Genomic DNA, 16,202 nt, shown 5'->3' with positions numbered 1-16,202 from the left:
CCCGACGACGCCGCACCCAGATCCCCACCCCGGCAACCGCCACAAACACCAGCACCGAACAGCACAACGCCCGCAGCATCGGGCAACTCTCCCACGCCGTCGCTAAGGTGACAGCGTGCGCCTGGCCACGTTCAACCTGCTGCACGGCCGGTCCCTCACCGACGGCCTGGTCGACCCGGCCCGACTGACCGCCGCCGTCGCCGCCCTCGACGCCGACATCCTCGCCCTCCAGGAAGTCGACCGTGACCAGTCCCGCAGCGGCAACCTCGACCTCACCGCCATCGCCGCCCAGGCCCTCGGCGCACCCGAGCACCGCTTCGCCGCCGCCGTCGTCGGCACCCCCGGCGAAAAGTTCCGCCCCCTCACCCACGACGACGACGGCCACGGAGAACCCTGCTACGGCGTCGGCCTGATCTCCCGCCACCCGGTCACCCGCTGGCGCGTCACCCGCCTACACCCCGCCCCGGTGCGCTCCCCGGTCTACGTGCCCGGCCCGGGCGGCGGCCTCATCCTGCTCCGCGACGAACCCCGCGTCGTCCTCGCCGCCGTGCTGGACACCCCCCACGGCCCCCTCACCGTCGCCGCCACCCACCTGTCCTTCGTCGCCGGCTGGAACGTCCGCCAACTCCGCCAGGTCATCCGCGCCCTCCGCGCCCTACCCGCCCCCCGCATCCTGCTCGGCGACCTGAACCTGCCCGCCTGGGCCACCCGCGCCGTCTCCGGCTGGCAGCTGCTGGCCCGCCGGCCCACCTACCCCGCCGCGCAACCCCGCGTCCAACTCGACCACATCCTCGCCGACCGGCACGGCTTCGACCAGCTACCCCCGGTCGCGGCCGTACGCACCCCACTGTCGACCATCTCCGACCACCGCCCCCTGGTCGTCGACCTCGGCACCCGCCCCTGACCCGCGAACCACCGTCGCCGCCCCGCCTCCGTCGCCGCCCCTCCGTCGACCCAGCAACATCAGGGATGCTGCGGTGTCCGGGCCTCCGGCAGGCGGCAACTACAGGGTTGTTGCCGCCTGCCTAATGGGGGGCGCGGTCACCGGGTAGCGCCTCAGCGCCACCGCCCTGGCGACGCACCGCCCGACCGGGCCGCCCGCAAGGCGTTACGGAACAACATCGCCACCGTCACCGGACCCACCCCACCGACCCTCGGCGTGATCGCTCCCGCCACCTGCGCACACGACTCATCCACATCCGGCAACAACCGACGCCCCGCGTACCGCACCCCACCACCGACCACCACCGCACCCGGGCGCACATGCTCCGGCCGCACGATGCCCGGCACCCCGGCCGCCGCCACCAGAATCTCCGCTCGACGCGTATACCGAGGCCAGTCCGCCACCCCCGTGTGCACCACCGTCACCGCCGCGTTCGCCGTCGACCGCTTCTGCGCCAGCAGCATCGCCAACGGCCGCCCCAACGTCGCACCGCGACCCAGGATCACCACCTCCCGGCCAGCCACCGGCACCCCGTGGTACGCCAACAACGCCTCGATCGCCGCCGGCGTGCACGGCAACGGCCCCGGCAACCCCAACGCCAGCCGCCCGATGTTCACCGGATGCATCCCGTCCACGTCCCGATCCGGGTCGAGGGTCTGCAACGCGCGGTCATAGTCCAGACCACCGGGGATCGGATGCTGCACCAACACCCCGTGCACCCCAGGATCGGAGTTGAAGTCGGCCAGCACCGCGTGCACGTCGGCCTGGGACACCGACGCCGCCAACCGCACGTGCGGCGACGCGAAACCCAACTCCGCCGCCTGCCGCTGCTTGATCCGGATGTAACCGGCACTGGCCTCGTCGTCACCCACCAGCACCGTCGCCAGCGTCGGAGTCACTCCCGCCGTCCGCAGCTGCGCCACGCCCTCGGCCACCTGGGCCAGAATCGCCTCCGCCACCGGCACACCCGGCAGCGACCGCGCGGTCATCGTCGACATGGCTCACCTCGCCCGTGGCGGGCCCAGGCGGACGACCCCCACGACGAGCTTCCCGATGGTCGATCCCATCCCCGATGCCGCCAGTCGCGTCCTGGCCAGCCTGCCACACCACCGGCCGCGTCAGCACCCCGACACGGCCACCTCGGACAGCACCGCACCAGCTCAGTCAGGAGCCGGGAGCAGCCCCGCCAACGCCCGGTTCGTCCGGTTGGCCCGCACCGCCTCCCGCTGCTGCCCCGAGGTCACCTCGATGTACGTCTGCGACGACGCCAACGACGCGTGCCCCAACAACCGCATGATCTCCGCCGCCCCCGCGCCGTCCTCGGCCAACCGGGTGGCGAAGGTGTGCCGCAGCGCGTGCAACCGCGCCCCACGCGGCACCCGGTCGACGATCCCGGCCCGCCGGTAGCAGGACTCCACCAGATACTGCAGACCACCCCGGCGCAGCGGCTCACCCCGACGATCCACCAGCAACGGCGACACCTGCCGCACCGTACGCGCGCCGAAGCGGCGGGCACGGCTGTCCAGATAGCTCGCCAGCACCGCGTCCAGATCCGGCTCGACCGGCAGCACCCGGGGACGCCCACCCTTGCCGGCCACCTCCAGCCGGCGCTCGCCGGGGCGGCCACCGAGCGAACCGACCCGCAACGCCAGCAACTCCGACAGTCTCAGCCCCGCGCACAGGGCCAACGCCAGCACCGCCACGTCCCGCTCCGGCCACGGATCCCGCTGCCGTCCCTCGGCCCGCGCGGCCGAGGTGAGCAGGTGTTCGGGGGTGTCCTCACCGCGCAGCGGCTTGGGCGTCGGCAGGGGAGTACGGGGGCGTCCCACGGCCGGCATCGGATTACCGGGCACCACCTGCTCGGCGACCAGGAAGGAAAAGAAGCCGTTCCAGGTGGACCAGGCCCGACCGACGGAACTGGCTGCCCGGCCGGCGGCGAACCGAGCGAACGCGGCCCGCATCATCCTGGGGGAGAGCGTGTCGACCGGCAGGTCGGCCAGGGGCAGGGGAGGGGTGGACAGCTCCGCGGCGAGCGCGGCGACGGCGGTCAGATCCCGCCGGTAGGCCGCCTGCGTGTGGGGGGAGGGCTTGCGGGTCGCCCGGGTGGTCAGGAACTCCTCGATCAGCATGGCTACCGATTCGTCCTGTTTGTCATGCATAAGGGATATTATGCATGACTTTCGCGTTCCGCGCCCGAAGGGGAGGGGAGCGATTCTGTCAGGGGTCGGGGCTACGGTGCGATCAACGATCCCACCCGTCACCGGAGGCATGCCTTGACGACCCTGCCCGAGCGACCCAACACGGCCCTGCTCGTCATCGACGTGCAGAACGGGGTGGTGACGGGCGCCCACAACCGCGACGGCGTCGTCGCCAACATCAACACCCTGCTGGGCAGGGCCCGCGCCGAGGGCGCGCCGGTCGTCTGGGTGCAGCACTCCGACGACGGCCTCCCGCAGGGCAGCGAGGCCTGGCAGTACGTGCCCGAGCTGGTCCGCCAGGACACCGAGCCGTTGGTGCACAAGCGCTACGGCGACTCGTTCGAGGACACCGAGCTGGAGGCGGTGCTCGCCGAGCGCGGTGTGGGCCGGCTGATCGTCACGGGCGCGCAGACCGACGCCTGCATCCGGTCGACCCTGCACGGCGCGCTCGTCCGGGGATACGACGCGACGCTTGTCGGCGACGCGCACACCACGGAGGATCTGACCGCCTACGGCGCGCCGCCGCCAGAGCAGGTCATCGCCCACACCAACCTGTACTGGAGCTTCCACAGCGCACCCGGCCGCCAGGCCGGGACCGTCGAGACCGCCGAGGTCAACTTCGGTCCCACCGGCTGACCGCAGAGGGCCCTTGTCGCGGTCAGGGCAGGGGCCCGCCTGCTCAACTTTACATAATGTACATTATCGAATCGGCTTGTAGGGCCCCCATCCCGGGACAGGCGGGGTCACGGGGACGGCGATCCCAGGGCAAGAGCGCCTGGATGGCACGTGCTCGACTGGCGCGTCGACGAGTTCACCGCCGAGCCGGACTGATTCCCTCCAGAGCAAGACGAAGCAGCCGCTCCGCCTCGGCCGCGCCGGCCGACTCCGTGGCGAGGGCGATCGCGTTGGCGAGGGCCACCAGGTCGGCCATCGCGACGTCCGAACGCACGGCTCCCTCGTCGGCGGCCCGGCGCCGGAGCGGCTCGCCTGCCGCCACGAGCATCGCGGCGCAGGACGCACTCTCCTGCGGTGCCTTGAGCAGGGAGGTGACCAGGCCCCGGGTGGTCGTGCTGTACGCCGCCAGCTCGCACAGCCAGGTCATCAGTGCCTGGCGGGCGTCCGGCTCGGCCAGCAGCTGCCCAGCTCGGGCGCACAGCGCTTCGATCCGATCGTGGAAGACCGCCTCCAGCAGTGCCCATCGGGACGGGAAGTGTCGATGCAGGGTTGCCGAGCCCACGCCGGCGACTCGGGCGATCTCCTCCAGCGACGCGTACGCACCGTCTCGGGCGACCGCCTCGCTGGCCGCCTTGACTATCAGGGCGCGGTTGCGTTGTGCGTCAGCTCTCATCGTCTGCCGTTGGTAGAAGTGGGGTGTCCCCCCGTATCGTAGCCGACGGGAAGTGGGGCATCACCCCACTTATTCGAGGAGGAATCATGATCGTTCTTGTCATCGGCGCTACCGGTAAGCAGGGCGGGGCCACCGCCCGGGCGCTGCTCGACCGAGGTGTCGCGGTACGTGCCCTGGTCCGTGACACCGGCACCGAGGCCGCGCTGGCACTGCGGGAACGGGGCGCCGAGCTGGTCCGGGGCGACCTGGACGACCCGGCCTCCCTGCTCGCCGCAGCCGATGGAGCAGACGGCGTCTTCTCCATCCCGTTCCCCGACGTCACGGATTTGCAGGGCGACGCCGAGCTACGCCGCAGCCGCAACGTCGTCGAGGCCGCACGCAAGGCCGGAGTCTCCCACCTTGTGCACAGCAGCGTCTCCGGCGCCGGTGACTTCCACCGCAACCAGCCCGGTTGGGCCGAGGGACGCTGGGACCGGCACTACTGGGAGAGCAAGGCAGGCATCGACGAACTCGTCCGCGCCGGCGGTTTCGCGCACTGGACCGTGCTCAAGCCCGCGACCTTCATGGAAAATCTGCTCGGCTGGTCCTACCTGTTCGGCGACTGGTCCGACGGCACCATCGTCACCGGCTTCGCGAAGGACACCCGAATCGCCTGGATCGCGGTCGACGACATCGGCGAGATCGCAGCGGCCGCCTTCACCGACCCCGACAGACTCGACGGTATGGATGTGGAACTCGCCGGCGACCTACTCACGATGACAGAAGTCGCCGCGATCCTCAGCGAGGTCACCGGTCGGACCATCACCGCTCCGGTCCTCACGCCGCAGGAAGCGGTCGAACACGGCCTGCCGCCAGCCATGATCAATTTTGTCGAGCAGCTGAACGAGAACGGTGCCCCCGCACGCCCGGAGATGCCCCGGGCACTCGGCCTGCCCACCACCGACTTTCGCACCTGGGCCCGACGGAAGTTCTCCTGACCCGAAGTCGCGGCCGTCGAGGAGGTCGGGAGTTACTACGCGGCGAACGGCTCAGCGGTGCTGTTCGTGGCCGGCGCGCTCGTCCACCATGTGGCGGGCGTACCAGTCCGGCCAGTCGGGATCGGGGTGGCCGAGGTCCTTCTCGTGGCGGTCGTGCGCGGACGCCGCCCGGCGTAACGCCGCGGCCAGGTCGTCCACCGAGTCGTAGGTGGTCTGCATGTCGGCTCCCCTCCTGCGTCGAGCTGGCGGCCGGGCACCGTGAGCGCGGTGGCGGCCTTCGCGGGGTCTACCCGCCGGGCCGGAGTGCATTCCGGCACCGGTGATCGGTTCGTGTCAGGAGACGAGTCGGGTGTGGGCCTCCTCGTCAGAGGCCGCCGCCGACGCGGAGGATGGCGCCGGTGGTGTAGGAGGCGTCGGGGCTGAGCAGCCAGGCGACGGCGGCGGCGACCTCGTCGGGTTCGCCGGGGCGGCCGAGTGGGATCCGGCCGGCGGCGCGGTCGGGCCGGTCGGGTTGGCCGGAGAGCGCGTGGATGTCGGTGCGGATGATGCCGGGGGCGACGGCGTTGACGCGGATGCCGCGGGGGGCGAGTTCCTTGGCCAGGCCGGTGGTGAGGGCGTCGGTGGCGGCTTTGACGGCGGCGTAGTGGACGTACTCCCCTGGGCTGCCGAGGGTGGCGGCGACGGAGGAGAGGTTGACGATGGCGGCGCCGTCGTTCATCCGGCGGGCGGCCTGTTGGGCGCAGAGGACGTAGCCGATGAGGTTGACGTCGACGACGCGGCGCAGGTCGTCGGGGTCGAGGTCGGTGAAGGGGCCGATCGGGCTGGTGATGCCGGCGTTGTTGACCAGGCCGGTGAGGGCGCCGAGTTCGGCTGCGGCGTCGAACAGGGCGGTGACCTGGTCGGGGTCGCGGGTGTCGGCGGGTATGGCGATGGCGCGTACGCCGGTGGCGCGCAGCTCGGCCACGACGGTGTCGGCGGCGGTGTGGTCGCGGCGGTAGCCGATGGCGACGTGCTGGCCGGTGTGGGCGAGGCGGCGGGCGGTGGCGGCGCCGATGCCGCGGCTGCCGCCGGTGATGACGGTGACGTTGGTCAATGGACCTCTCCCCTGCCCCGAGCCGGTGTGGGGGACGTTACCGGCGTGGTGGCGGTGGCGGGTAGCGCGGTGTGGTCGAGCGCACGGTCGGTGGTGGGCGATGGCTTACGCTCGCGGCGACGGTGTCGGTGGGGAGGGCTTGTGGCGGGTGTGCGTGTCGGGGATCTGGTCGAGGATTTCGAGTTGCCGGACGAGACGGGTCGGCCGCGGCGGTTGACGGAGTTGCTGGCGGCGGGGCCGGTGGTGTTGTTCTTCTATCCGGCGGCGATGACGCGGGGGTGCACGGCGGAGAGTTGTCACTTCCGGGATCTGGCGGCGGAGTTCGCGGCGGTCGGGGCGCAGCGGGTGGGCATCAGCCGGGATTCGGTGCGGCGTCAGGCGGAGTTCTCGCGGTTGCACGGTTTCGACTATCCGTTGTTGTCGGATCCGGACGGTGTGGTGGCCGAGCGGTTCGGGGTGCGGCGGCGGTTGCCGTTGGGGCCGTTGAGTACGCGGCGGATGACGTTCGTGATCGGGGTCGATCGGCGGGTCGTCGAGGTGGTGCACAGCGAGTTGGGCATGAATGAGCACGCCGATCGGGCGTTGCGGGCGTTGGGGGGCTGATCTTCGGGTTGTCGCTGGCTGCTGGTATCAAGGCAGGCGGCTGAACACGTGTACGAGGAATGAGGTTGGGCGATGGGTGCCGCTGGTCAGGGTTTGTCCGAGGACGAGGTGCGCGGCATCCGGGAGGCGTTGGCCGCGGGGCGTAAGCCGAAGGTGGTGTTCACGGCGGCGGCCGGTCAGATCGCTGGTCAGTTGGGTCAGGTGGTGGAGTTGACCGATCCGGCGGAGTCCGACGAGTTCGTGGTGGTGCGGTTCGGGCGCGACGAGTTGCCCTTCTCCCCCGCCGATGTGGCGGTGGCGCCGCGGGGTGCGGGGCGGCGGCCGGCGGAGTCGAGGGTGGAGCCGACGCCGGCCGAGCCGGCGGTGGTGGAGCCGGAGTTCGTGTTGGACCAGGTGCCGCAGCAGCGCCGTGAGGAGCAGCCGGGTCGGGAGGAGCCGAGGGTGGACGAGACGGTGGGGTCGAAGGTGGAGGCGAAGCCGGCCCGGCGGGCGGTGAAGGCGGCGAAGCCGAAGGGGCCGGCGGGGTTGACGGTGACGTTGGCCTATGCCGAGGGTGAGTGGACGGTCGCGGCGCAGCAGGGTGGGAAGGTGTTGGCCAAGCCGTACGTGCTCAAGCCGGCGGAGGCGCTGCGGATGGTGGCGTTGGTGGACGTGCCGGGGGTGCATGAGGCGGTGGAGCAGATCCTGGCGGCGGAGCGGTCGGAGGCGGAGCGGCAGGCCGAGAAGTTGCGGGCGGAGTTGGCGGAGATCGAGGCCCGGTTGGCGGAGTTGCGCGAGGCGGGCTGAGGGATTTCGATCCGACCGGTGGCCCGGTCCGGCATCCCTGCCGGGCCGGGCCACCGGTCGTTTGTCAGAAGTAGTCGATGAGGTGGGCGGTGGGTCCGGCGGCGAGCAGGTCCAGCGCGGCCGGGTCGGGTGTGCGGTGGTGCAGCAGGCCGGCTTCGGCGAGGGTGCGGGCGGTGGCGGTGCCGGTGTAGAGGCGGGCGAAGCCGCGTACGGTCAGGTGCAGGTCGGCGTCGCTGGTGGTGCGGCGCAGGTCGGCGTGGCCGTCGGCGACGGTGAGGTGCCAGGTGCCGGTGTTCCAGTCGGCGAGGTCGTCGGTGAGGGTGAAGGTGACCTGGCCGTGGGTGTGGGTGGGCCAGCCGCGGGCCTGTACGGCGCGGACGATGTCGACGGGTCGGTGCATCCAGGCTTCGCGTTCGTGTTCGCGGGCGCGTTCCAGGGGCAGGTGGGTGCTGACGGTGTCGCCGGGTAGTGGGGTCAGGCGCAGGGTCGGGGTGACGCTGTACCAGCTGGCGAGGGTGCCGACGAGGGCTTGGGCGGCGTCGGCGGTGGTGGCGAGGATGTCTTCGACGGTGAGGACGGCGTCGGGGCCGTAGCCGCGGCCTCGGTCCCAGCCGGCGTAGCCGACCAGGTCTCCCCCGTGTTCGACGAGGGTGAGCCCGTCGTAGGGCAGGTCGTCGGTGGCGGTGAACCGGCGGTGGGTGCGGGTGAGCAGGCCGTTGCGGTGGTGGGCGACGCGTCGGTAGAGCTCGGCGGTGGCGGGCAGGTCGCCGGTGGTGCCGGCGCGGACGGTCAGCCGTGGGTCGGGGCGCAGTCGGGGCAGGGTGGCGGTGGGCAGGTCGAGGGTGCGTAGTTGGCCGGTGATCTCCCAGCCGCTGGCGCGGTAGGGGGCGGCGGTGGTGGGGAACAGCGTGCTGACGGCGGCGCCGCGGTCGCGGGCGTGGCGGAGCAGGGTGGTCAGCAGGGCGCGGGCGACTCCGGTGCCGCGTGCTTCGGGTGCGACGGCGACGCCGGCGACGTCGGCGGCGGGTACGGCGTGTCCGGTCCACCACTGGTCGTCGTGCAGGTCGACGGCTTTGCCGATGAGGGTGCCGGTGGGGTCGAAGGCGCCGTAGAGGGTGCGGCCGGTGGGGTTCGGTGGTGGGGGTGGTTGCGGGTCGGAGCCGAAGGCGAGTCGGCCGAGCTGCCAGGCGTCGTTCAGGTCGTCGGGGGTGAGTTCACGCACGTCGGGCACGGGCCGACGATAGCGGTTGTGGCGGTGCGGTCGGCTGGATTTGTGCGTGGGGTGGTGTTCAGGTGGTGGTGACGGGGTCGTGGCGGACCGGGAAGTTCACCGAGTTGGCGATGAAGCAGGTGTGGTGGGCGTCGTCGTGCAGTGCGGTGGCGATGTCGGTGGTGGTGGGGTCGGCGACGGTCACCCGGGGTCGCAGGGTGACTTCGGTGAAGTGGCCGTTTCCGGTGTTGTCGGTGGTCATGGTGCCGGTGGCGTGGTCGACGTAGTCGGTGACGACGATGCCCTTGTCGGCGCACAGGTGCAGGTAGGCGAGCATGTGGCACTGGGACAGGGCGGCGAGGAGGAGTTGTTCGGGGTTCCAGCGGGTCCGGTCGCCGTGGAAGGTGGGGTCGGAGCTGCCGGGGATGGGTGGGCGGCCGTCGGTGGTGATGTCGTGGTCGCGTCGGTAGTCGCGGTAGCCGCTGGTGCCGGTCCCGAGGTTGCCGGTCCAGGTGACGGTGGTGGCGTAGTGGTGGGTGCGGGCCATGGTCAGCCTTTCGGTTGGTGGTGGGTGAGCAGGCGGTCGAGCAGGCGGACGAGTTCGCGGCGGTCGGTGGCGTCCAGTGGTGCGAGCAGGGTGTCCTGGGCGGTGTCGAGGGCGTGTTGCAGGTGGGTGAGTTCGCGTTGGCCGGCGGGTGTGATGTGGACGATGTTGCGGCGGCGGTCGGTGGGGTCGGGTTGGCGGCGTACGAGGTGGCGGTCGGCGAGGTCGTTGAGGGTGGCGACGATGTCGCTGCGGTCGATGCCGCTGTGTCGGCCGAGGTCGGCTTGGCTGGCGGGGCCGGTTTCGGCGAGGGTCGCCAGTAGCCGGTAGTGGTAGCCGCGGGCGTGGCGGGTGTCGAGCGCGGTGGTGACGAGGCGGGCGGCGTGGGCGGCGGTCTGGGTGAGCAGCCAGCTGGGGGTGGTGCGCAGTCGGCTGGGTGCGGGGGCGCTGGGTTGCTCCATGTGGGGACTGTACGCGATTTCGTTGGTGGTACCCACGATCAGTGCTATGTTGGCCCCGCCAACGTTGGCAAGACCAATGGATAGGGGTTTGACATGTCCATCACCCTCAACGGGCAGATCCTCGGCCGGACCCACTACGCCACCCGGGCGGTGCTGGAGCGGGAGCTGGACCGTCTCGGGTTGACCTTCACGCAGGCGTTGCTGCTCAACGCCTTGGCTGCCGCCGGCGCTCCGCTCCCCCGCGTCGATGCCGCCCGTCGGCTGGTCGACGCGGTGAAGGTGTCGACCGCGACGGCGCACGCCACGCTGGCCGAACTGATCGCGGCGACGCTTGTGGCACCGGTGCCCACCGACGCCTCCCGGGTCGCGCTGACCCCGACCGGGCGGCACACGCAGCAGCTGGTCGCCGCAGCTTCCGCCGAGATCGGCGCCCGGCTGTGGGCCGATCTTTCCGCCGACGACCTGGCGGCGGCGGCGCGGGTGCTGGAGGTGGTGCGACGCCGCGCCGAGCAGACGCTGGAGGTGGCGTGACGGCGGGCGGGCCCGGGTGCCACCGGGGCCCGCCCGCCGGTCAGTGTTGTGGGATGTGGGCCACGCCGATGCGCTTGCGGAAGACCCAGTAGGTCCAGCCCTGGTAGGCCAGCACGATCGGGGTGAAGAACACCGCCACCCAGGTCATGATCGTGAGGGTGTAGGGGGTGGAGGCGGCGTTGGTGGCGGTGAGGGTGCCGGCCGGGTCGAGCGTGGAGGGCAGCACGTTCGGGAACAGGGCGGCGAACAGGGTGGCCACCGCCAGCCCGATCGCGGCGGCGGTGCCGGTGAAGGCCCAGCCCTCCCGGCGTACCGTGGCGGCGGCGAGACCGCCGAGCAGGGCGAGCGCGGCGGCGACGGCGAGCACGACGGCGGCCGTGCTGGAGCGGATGGTCAGGGTCCAGCTCAGGAAGGCCACCGCGAGGACCGCGGCGGCGATGCCCAGGCGCACGGCGAGCGCGGCGGCCCGGCCGCGGATGTCGCCGACGGTCTTGAGGGCGACGAAGACGGCGCCGTGGGTGGCGAACAGCGCCGCGGTGGTCGCGCCGCCGAGCAGGGCGTACGGGTTGAGCAGGTTGAGCAGTCCGCCGACGTACTCGTGGTCGGCGTCCAGCGGGACGCCGCGCAGGATGTTGGCGAACGCGACGCCCCACAGGATGGCCGGGACGAGTGAGCCGTAGAAGATGGCGTTGTCCCAGCGGCGTTTCCAGGACGCCTCGGGGCGCTTGTGGCGGTATTCGAAGGCGACGCCGCGGGCGATCAGGGCCAGCAGGATGAGCAGCAGGGGCAGGTAGAAGCCGGAGAAGAGGGTGGCGTACCACTCGGGGAAGGCGGCGAACATGGCGCCTCCGGCGGTGATCAGCCAGACCTCGTTGCCGTCCCAGACCGGCCCGATCGTGTTGATCATGACGCGGCGTTCCTTGTCGTCGCGGCCGAGCACGGGCAGCAGCATGCCGACGCCGAAGTCGAAGCCTTCGAGGATGAAGTAGCCGGTGAACAGCACGGCGACGAGGAGAAACCAGATGGTGGTCAGTTCCACGGTGGGCTCCGGACTCAGTAGGCGAAGGCGAGCGGGCGCTCGGCGTCGTCGGTGTCGTCGGGTTCGGGGGCCGGGGTGACGTCGGGTACGCCGGCCTTGGCGTAGCGGATCAGCAGTTTCACCTCGATGACGGCGAGGACGGCGTAGATGAGGGTGAAGGCGGTGAAGGAGGTGAGCACCTCGGTCAGGGAGACGCTGCGGGACACGCCGTCGCGGGTGAGCATCTCGCCGAAGACGATCCAGGGCTGGCGGCCCATCTCGGTGAAGATCCAACCGAAGGAGTTGGCCAGCAGCGGCAGGATCGGCATGGCCAGGCCGGCGCGCAGCAGCCATCTGCTGTTCGGGACGGCGCGGCCCCTGCGCTGGGTCCAGAGCACCAGCAGGGCGATGGCGGCGGCGGCGAGCCCGAAGCCGATCATGAGCCGGAAGCTCCAGTAGGTGACCGGGATGATCGGGGTGTAGCTGCCGGCGCCGTACTGGGCGCTGTAGCGGGCCTGGAGGTCGTTGATGCCTTGGACGGTGCCGTTGGGGTCGCCGGTGCCGAGGTAGGACAGCAGGTACGGGATCTTGAGGGCGAACAGTTCGCGGCTCCCGTCGAGGCTGCCGACGGTCAGGACGGAGAACGAGGCGGGGCTCTCGGTGGCGTAGAGCCCTTCGGCGGCGGCCATCTTCATCGGCTGCACCTGCGTCATGATCTTGCCTTGGATGTCGCCGGTGATGACCACGGCGGTGGCGGAGACCAGGGTGACCCAGGAGCCGAAGCGGGCGGCGAAGCGGTAGGCGGGTGTGTCGGCGCTGTCGCGGTGGCGGATGAGGTGCCACAGGGCGACGGCCACCAGCAGCGACCCGGCGACCAGGAAGGCGCCGGCGATGGTGTGCGGGAAGGTGATCAGGGCGACCTTGTTGGTCAGCACCGCGAGGAAGTCGGTCAGTTCGGCGCGGCCGGTGTCCGGGTTGTAGCGGTAGCCGACCGGGTTCTGCATGAACGAGTTCGCGGCGAGGATGAAGTACGCCGACAGGTTGGTGCCGATGGCGGCGGCCCAGATGCTGGCCAGGTGCAGGCGTTTGGGTAGTCGGTCCCAGCCGAAGATCCACAGTCCGATGAAGGTGGATTCGAGGAAGAACGCGACCAGGGCCTCGATGGCCAGGGGCGCGCCGAAGATGTCGCCGACGAAGCGGGAGTAGTCGCTCCAGTTCATGCCGAACTGGAACTCCTGCACGATGCCGGTGACCACGCCCATGGCGAAGTTGATCAGGAAGAGTTTGCCGTAGAACTTGGTGAGCTTGAGGTACTTCTCGTCCCCCGTGCGGTGCCAGAGTGTCTGGAGGATGGCGACCAGAACGGACAGGCCGATGGTCAGCGGCACGAAGAGAAAGTGGTAGACGGTGGTGACACCGAACTGCCAGCGGGCGACGTCCAACGCGTCCACCTGCGACCCCCAGGCTATTCATACTACAAGACGTAGTAAATACTACAGCGCGTCGTACGCCGGTCGGCAGAGGCGGCCGGCCCGAACCGGACCGGGACCAATGACCCTGCTCACTCCTGCCGTACGGCCCGCCCTGGCCGCCGCGTCGCCCATCCGCCGTGCGACCATGTCCCGCTGATGGAAGCAGCCCACTCCCCCTGGCACCCGCCGCTGATCTGGCGGGTCGCGTTGCTGCTGGCCCGCGTCGTCGTCGGGCTGCTGGCCCGGCTGGAGGTCACCGGTGACATCCCGGCCCGGATGCGCGGCGGGCCGCTGATCCTGGCCGCCAACCACATCAGCCCGTTCGACCCGATCGTGCTCGCCGCGGCCTGCCGGGCCCGCCGGGTGGCACCCAGGATCATGGCCACCGGCGGGCTGTTCCGGGCCCCGCTGATCGGGGCCGCGATGCGCAGCGCCGGGCACATCCGCGTCGACCGGGGCACCAGCGGCGTACACCGGGCCCTGGACGACGCCACCGCCGCGGTCGCCGCCGGAGCGCCGATCCTGGTCTATCCGGAGGGACGGATCGGCCTCGACCCGGGCATGTGGCCCGAACGCGGCAAGACCGGCGCCGCCCGGCTCGCCCTGGCCTGCGGCGCGCCCGTGATTCCCCTCGCCCAGTGGGGATCCCACGAGGTGCTGCCCTACCAGGCCCCGAAAGGGATGCTGCGCGGCGTCGCTCGGGCGTTGGTGCGCCGCCCCACCGTACGGGTGCACTTCGGCGACCCGGTGGACCTGGCCGGGGTGACCCGCGGCGCGCCCGGCGCGGCCCGACAGGCCACCGACCGGATCATTGACGCGCTCACCGACTGCCTGGCCCCGCTGCGGCCGGACGAACCCGACCGCCCCCGCCACGTCGACCCCAGCCGGCCGGTCGACACCAGCCGCGCTCACCGGCGCCGCCCCGCCGCCGGCTGAGCCTCACGTGGCCTGCTGCACCGCCCGCAACACCTCGGTCACGGCCGAGGCCACCGGCGCCACCGGCGCGGCCAGTTCCGCCAGGCGCTTCAGCAGCGCCGTGACCCGGGCCGGTTCCGGATCCGGCCGTGCCAGCTGGACCCGTAGTTCCGCGGCCACCGCCCGAGCCGGCTCCGGCAACTGCTCACGGTGCCGGTCGAGCGTCTGCACCAGCTGGTCCACCAGCGCCGGCACGTCCACCCCCGGCGCCGTGGCCCACAACGTCCCACCGACCGCGTGCGCTCCCGGACCCACCGCCTGGTTGCCGACCTGGCTCACCCCACCCGACTGCTGGACACCGAAGTTGATCGAGTTGTCGGACGTGGTCATGACGGCCTCCCGGTGCCGGCTCGACGGCTCGTGCCCTGCGGCGACGGCTGCTCCGTGGTGCTCTGCTGCTCTGCCCGCGCCCCGGCGCCCACCGCCTGGTTACCGACGACGCTGAGGCCACCGGTCTGGATCACACCCTGGTTGAGGATCATGGTTTGCCGGGTGCGGAACTCGGCGGTGTCCACGCCCTTGTCCTCCAGGAAGTCGACGATGGCGGCCAGCACGTGCCGCTCGACCACCTTGAGATGCTTCGCGGCGTCGAGCACCTGGAAGTAGTTGTGGTAGGTGGTGCCGGTGGCCAGCTCCCGTACGCCGGCCCGGGCGCCGTAGTCGTAGCCGAGGTCCTCGCGGGCCATCCGGCGTGACCGCGACTGCCGGATCTGGTGACGCACCACCCGGACGCCGTCGCGCACCAGGCGCACCGGCGCGCCGAAGGCGGTACGCACCAACTGCTCGGCGGCGGCGGTGAACAGCTGGACGAACTGACGCACCGGGATCCACTCGGTCAGCCGGTCCACGTCGTGGTACTCGATGCGGGGCGGCTCCAGCAACGTCCGGGCGCACTCCAGGTAGAGCACCCGACCGTCGGTGGAGAAGTGCAGGAACGTGCAGGCCACCACCTCGCCGCCCCAGGACGGCACCAGAGCGCCCAGGAAGTGCCGGGCGGCGCCCTGCGGCCGGCTCGCCACCGCCCGCAGCCGCTCGTCGGACCAGCGTTGCCGGGGCATCCGGCTGCGCTCGGGCAGCAGCTGCGGATCCTCGGTCAGCAGACCGCCGTGCACGAAGACCCGATCCTCCAGCACCAGCCCGGCGAGCCGTTCCGGATTCAGCTCCGGGTCGCCGGCCGGGTCGAGTCGGATCGCCGCCAGCCGTTGCCGCACGTGGTCGATCAGATCCACCACGGCGAACTGTACGGTGGCGTCCGGGTCGTCGTCGGTGACCGCGGTCGACGGTTCGGGCAGGTGCTGTTCGGCCCGGTGGATGGGCAGGGCGAACGACCAGCCGGCCACCGGTGCGCCGTGCCCCACGAACGGGGTGTACCCGCTGTAGATCGTCACGTTGCCGTGCTGGGCCGTGTCGACCTGGGCCAGGCGTGCCGCGTGGCGCTGCGGCACCGGGCCGGTTTCGGGCGACGCGGGCTGGAAGTGGCCGCGCCGCAGCCGCTGCACCAGCAGCTGCCGGGTGCCCAGCAGGTGCAGCACGAGGATCAGGTACGCGAGCAGCCCGGCCACCAGCGCCAGCCACGGCAGGCCGATCATCCAGCCGAGCGTGCCGTCCTCGTCGGTCTGCACGCCGGCGAACTGCTTCACCAGCCACAGCGACACCACAGCCGTCGCGACCAGTGCCGCCGCCGAGGCCAGCGGGCCGTGCCGGTTGGCTCGGGTCAGCGACATGCCGACCGCCAGCACCGCCGCGGCCAGCAGCGTCCACAGCGGCGCCAGCAGCAGGGCCATGCTGCCGGCGATGAGCAGGCCGGCGTCGCGACGGATGCGCCGCTGACGTGCCTCAAGGCAGTGCCGTAGCACGGTGGTCAGGTCGAAGCCGACTGAGGGCGCCACCGCCCGAAGTTCGTCGTCGAGGACCTCGGACAGGGCCGAGTCGGCGAACGTGTCGTCGGTGTGCGCCGCCACGCACAGGTAGCGGGTCGCCTCGCTCGTGGCGTCCGCCGGGCCCGCCGTCGAGTCCTCGGGGGTGGCCTGCCGGATCACCATG

Annotated in this window: 19 protein-coding genes and 1 riboswitch; of the genes, 7 read left to right on the top strand and 12 right to left on the bottom strand. The window is 71.6% G+C overall.

What is annotated here, in order from left to right; genetic code table 11:
• Positions 1 to 115: 115 nt before the first annotated feature.
• Positions 116 to 904, top strand: a complete 789-nt coding sequence (locus KBX50_RS00495) for an endonuclease/exonuclease/phosphatase family protein (RefSeq protein WP_210933621.1) — start codon at positions 116 to 118, stop codon at positions 902 to 904.
• Positions 905 to 1,056: 152 nt separating this feature from the next.
• On the opposite strand, the gene KBX50_RS00490 is transcribed toward KBX50_RS00495, so the two are convergent.
• Both KBX50_RS00490 and KBX50_RS00485 read right to left on the bottom strand, forming a co-directional pair.
• A complete protein-coding gene (locus tag KBX50_RS00490) occupies positions 1,057 to 1,941 on the bottom strand; it encodes a bifunctional 5,10-methylenetetrahydrofolate dehydrogenase/5,10-methenyltetrahydrofolate cyclohydrolase (protein ID WP_210933619.1) in 885 nt (294 codons plus the stop codon).
• A gap of 14 nt (positions 1,942 to 1,955) precedes the next feature.
• Positions 1,956 to 2,037: riboswitch (ZMP/ZTP riboswitch) on the bottom strand.
• 66 nt (positions 2,038 to 2,103) lie between these two features.
• Positions 2,104 to 3,102, bottom strand: coding sequence for a tyrosine-type recombinase/integrase (locus KBX50_RS00485; RefSeq protein WP_210933617.1), 999 nt, complete (start codon positions 3,100 to 3,102; stop codon positions 2,104 to 2,106).
• A 114-nt stretch (positions 3,103 to 3,216) separates the two neighbouring features.
• Between KBX50_RS00485 and KBX50_RS00480 the strand changes: the two genes are divergently transcribed.
• Positions 3,217 to 3,777, top strand: coding sequence for a cysteine hydrolase family protein (locus KBX50_RS00480; RefSeq protein WP_210933615.1), 561 nt, complete (start codon positions 3,217 to 3,219; stop codon positions 3,775 to 3,777).
• 175 nt (positions 3,778 to 3,952) lie between these two features.
• Here KBX50_RS00480 and KBX50_RS00475 read toward each other — a convergent pair whose 3' ends face one another.
• Entirely contained in the window at positions 3,953 to 4,489 is a 537-nt protein-coding gene (locus tag KBX50_RS00475) for a TetR/AcrR family transcriptional regulator (protein WP_210933613.1), read from the bottom strand.
• An 86-nt stretch (positions 4,490 to 4,575) separates the two neighbouring features.
• Between KBX50_RS00475 and KBX50_RS00470 the strand changes: the two genes are divergently transcribed.
• Positions 4,576 to 5,466: an NmrA/HSCARG family protein gene (locus KBX50_RS00470; protein ID WP_210933610.1), complete on the top strand. Its 891-nt coding sequence runs from the start codon at positions 4,576 to 4,578 to the stop codon at positions 5,464 to 5,466.
• A gap of 51 nt (positions 5,467 to 5,517) precedes the next feature.
• Here KBX50_RS00470 and KBX50_RS00465 read toward each other — a convergent pair whose 3' ends face one another.
• Positions 5,518 to 5,685 carry a hypothetical protein gene (locus tag KBX50_RS00465; RefSeq protein ID WP_158240222.1) on the bottom strand — a complete coding sequence of 56 codons (168 nt, stop codon included), beginning with the start codon at positions 5,683 to 5,685 and terminating at the stop codon, positions 5,518 to 5,520.
• A gap of 145 nt (positions 5,686 to 5,830) precedes the next feature.
• The gene (locus tag KBX50_RS00460; RefSeq protein WP_210933607.1) at positions 5,831 to 6,559 is read right to left on the bottom strand and encodes an SDR family oxidoreductase; all 729 of its coding nucleotides are present in this window, start codon (positions 6,557 to 6,559) and stop codon (positions 5,831 to 5,833) included.
• Positions 6,560 to 6,700: 141 nt separating this feature from the next.
• Between KBX50_RS00460 and KBX50_RS00455 the strand changes: the two genes are divergently transcribed.
• Together KBX50_RS00455 and KBX50_RS00450 are read left to right on the top strand one after the other, a co-directional pair.
• The gene (locus KBX50_RS00455) at positions 6,701 to 7,162 is read left to right on the top strand and encodes a peroxiredoxin (protein ID WP_307870778.1); all 462 of its coding nucleotides are present in this window, start codon (positions 6,701 to 6,703) and stop codon (positions 7,160 to 7,162) included.
• Between the two features lie 72 nt (positions 7,163 to 7,234).
• Positions 7,235 to 7,948: a hypothetical protein gene (locus KBX50_RS00450; protein WP_210933605.1), complete on the top strand. Its 714-nt coding sequence runs from the start codon at positions 7,235 to 7,237 to the stop codon at positions 7,946 to 7,948.
• 64 nt (positions 7,949 to 8,012) lie between these two features.
• Here the strand turns inward: KBX50_RS00450 and eis are convergent, their stop codons facing one another.
• The 3 genes from eis to KBX50_RS00435 are packed head-to-tail and all read right to left on the bottom strand — an operon-like array spanning position 8,013 to position 10,163.
• Positions 8,013 to 9,179 carry an enhanced intracellular survival protein Eis gene (gene eis, locus KBX50_RS00445; RefSeq protein ID WP_210933603.1) on the bottom strand — a complete coding sequence of 389 codons (1,167 nt, stop codon included), beginning with the start codon at positions 9,177 to 9,179 and terminating at the stop codon, positions 8,013 to 8,015.
• A 58-nt stretch (positions 9,180 to 9,237) separates the two neighbouring features.
• Positions 9,238 to 9,705, bottom strand: coding sequence for an OsmC family protein (locus KBX50_RS00440; protein ID WP_210933601.1), 468 nt, complete (start codon positions 9,703 to 9,705; stop codon positions 9,238 to 9,240).
• Between the two features lie 2 nt (positions 9,706 to 9,707).
• Positions 9,708 to 10,163 carry a MarR family winged helix-turn-helix transcriptional regulator gene (locus tag KBX50_RS00435; RefSeq protein ID WP_210933599.1) on the bottom strand — a complete coding sequence of 152 codons (456 nt, stop codon included), beginning with the start codon at positions 10,161 to 10,163 and terminating at the stop codon, positions 9,708 to 9,710.
• A 93-nt stretch (positions 10,164 to 10,256) separates the two neighbouring features.
• Here KBX50_RS00435 and KBX50_RS00430 point away from each other — a divergent pair, with 93 nt between their 5' ends.
• A complete protein-coding gene (locus KBX50_RS00430; RefSeq protein ID WP_210933596.1) occupies positions 10,257 to 10,694 on the top strand; it encodes a hypothetical protein in 438 nt (145 codons plus the stop codon).
• A gap of 40 nt (positions 10,695 to 10,734) precedes the next feature.
• Here KBX50_RS00430 and cydB read toward each other — a convergent pair whose 3' ends face one another.
• Both cydB and KBX50_RS00420 read right to left on the bottom strand, forming a co-directional pair.
• A complete protein-coding gene (cydB, locus tag KBX50_RS00425; RefSeq protein WP_210933595.1) occupies positions 10,735 to 11,733 on the bottom strand; it encodes a cytochrome d ubiquinol oxidase subunit II in 999 nt (332 codons plus the stop codon).
• A 14-nt stretch (positions 11,734 to 11,747) separates the two neighbouring features.
• Positions 11,748 to 13,163, bottom strand: a complete 1,416-nt coding sequence (locus KBX50_RS00420; RefSeq protein ID WP_210933593.1) for a cytochrome ubiquinol oxidase subunit I — start codon at positions 13,161 to 13,163, stop codon at positions 11,748 to 11,750.
• A 177-nt stretch (positions 13,164 to 13,340) separates the two neighbouring features.
• On the opposite strand from KBX50_RS00420, the gene KBX50_RS00415 reads away from it, so the two are divergent.
• Positions 13,341 to 14,120, top strand: coding sequence for a 1-acyl-sn-glycerol-3-phosphate acyltransferase (locus tag KBX50_RS00415; RefSeq protein WP_210933591.1), 780 nt, complete (start codon positions 13,341 to 13,343; stop codon positions 14,118 to 14,120).
• A 3-nt stretch (positions 14,121 to 14,123) separates the two neighbouring features.
• On the opposite strand, the gene KBX50_RS00410 is transcribed toward KBX50_RS00415, so the two are convergent.
• Positions 14,124 to 14,489 (bottom strand): hypothetical protein, encoded by a 366-nt coding sequence (locus tag KBX50_RS00410; protein ID WP_210933589.1) that lies wholly within the window; start codon positions 14,487 to 14,489, stop codon positions 14,124 to 14,126.
• Positions 14,486 to 16,201 carry a hypothetical protein gene (locus KBX50_RS00405; RefSeq protein WP_210933587.1) on the bottom strand — a complete coding sequence of 572 codons (1,716 nt, stop codon included), beginning with the start codon at positions 16,199 to 16,201 and terminating at the stop codon, positions 14,486 to 14,488. The genes KBX50_RS00410 and KBX50_RS00405 overlap by 4 nt, the downstream gene beginning before the upstream one ends.
• Position 16,202 lies beyond the last annotated feature (1 nt).

The organism is Micromonospora sp. C51, assembly GCF_018070435.1.
In the GTDB taxonomy this organism is placed as follows: domain Bacteria; phylum Actinomycetota; class Actinomycetes; order Mycobacteriales; family Micromonosporaceae; genus Micromonospora; species Micromonospora sediminimaris.
Note: the sequence above shows the minus strand (reverse complement) of the source record. Positions and strands in the feature narration are given on the sequence as shown.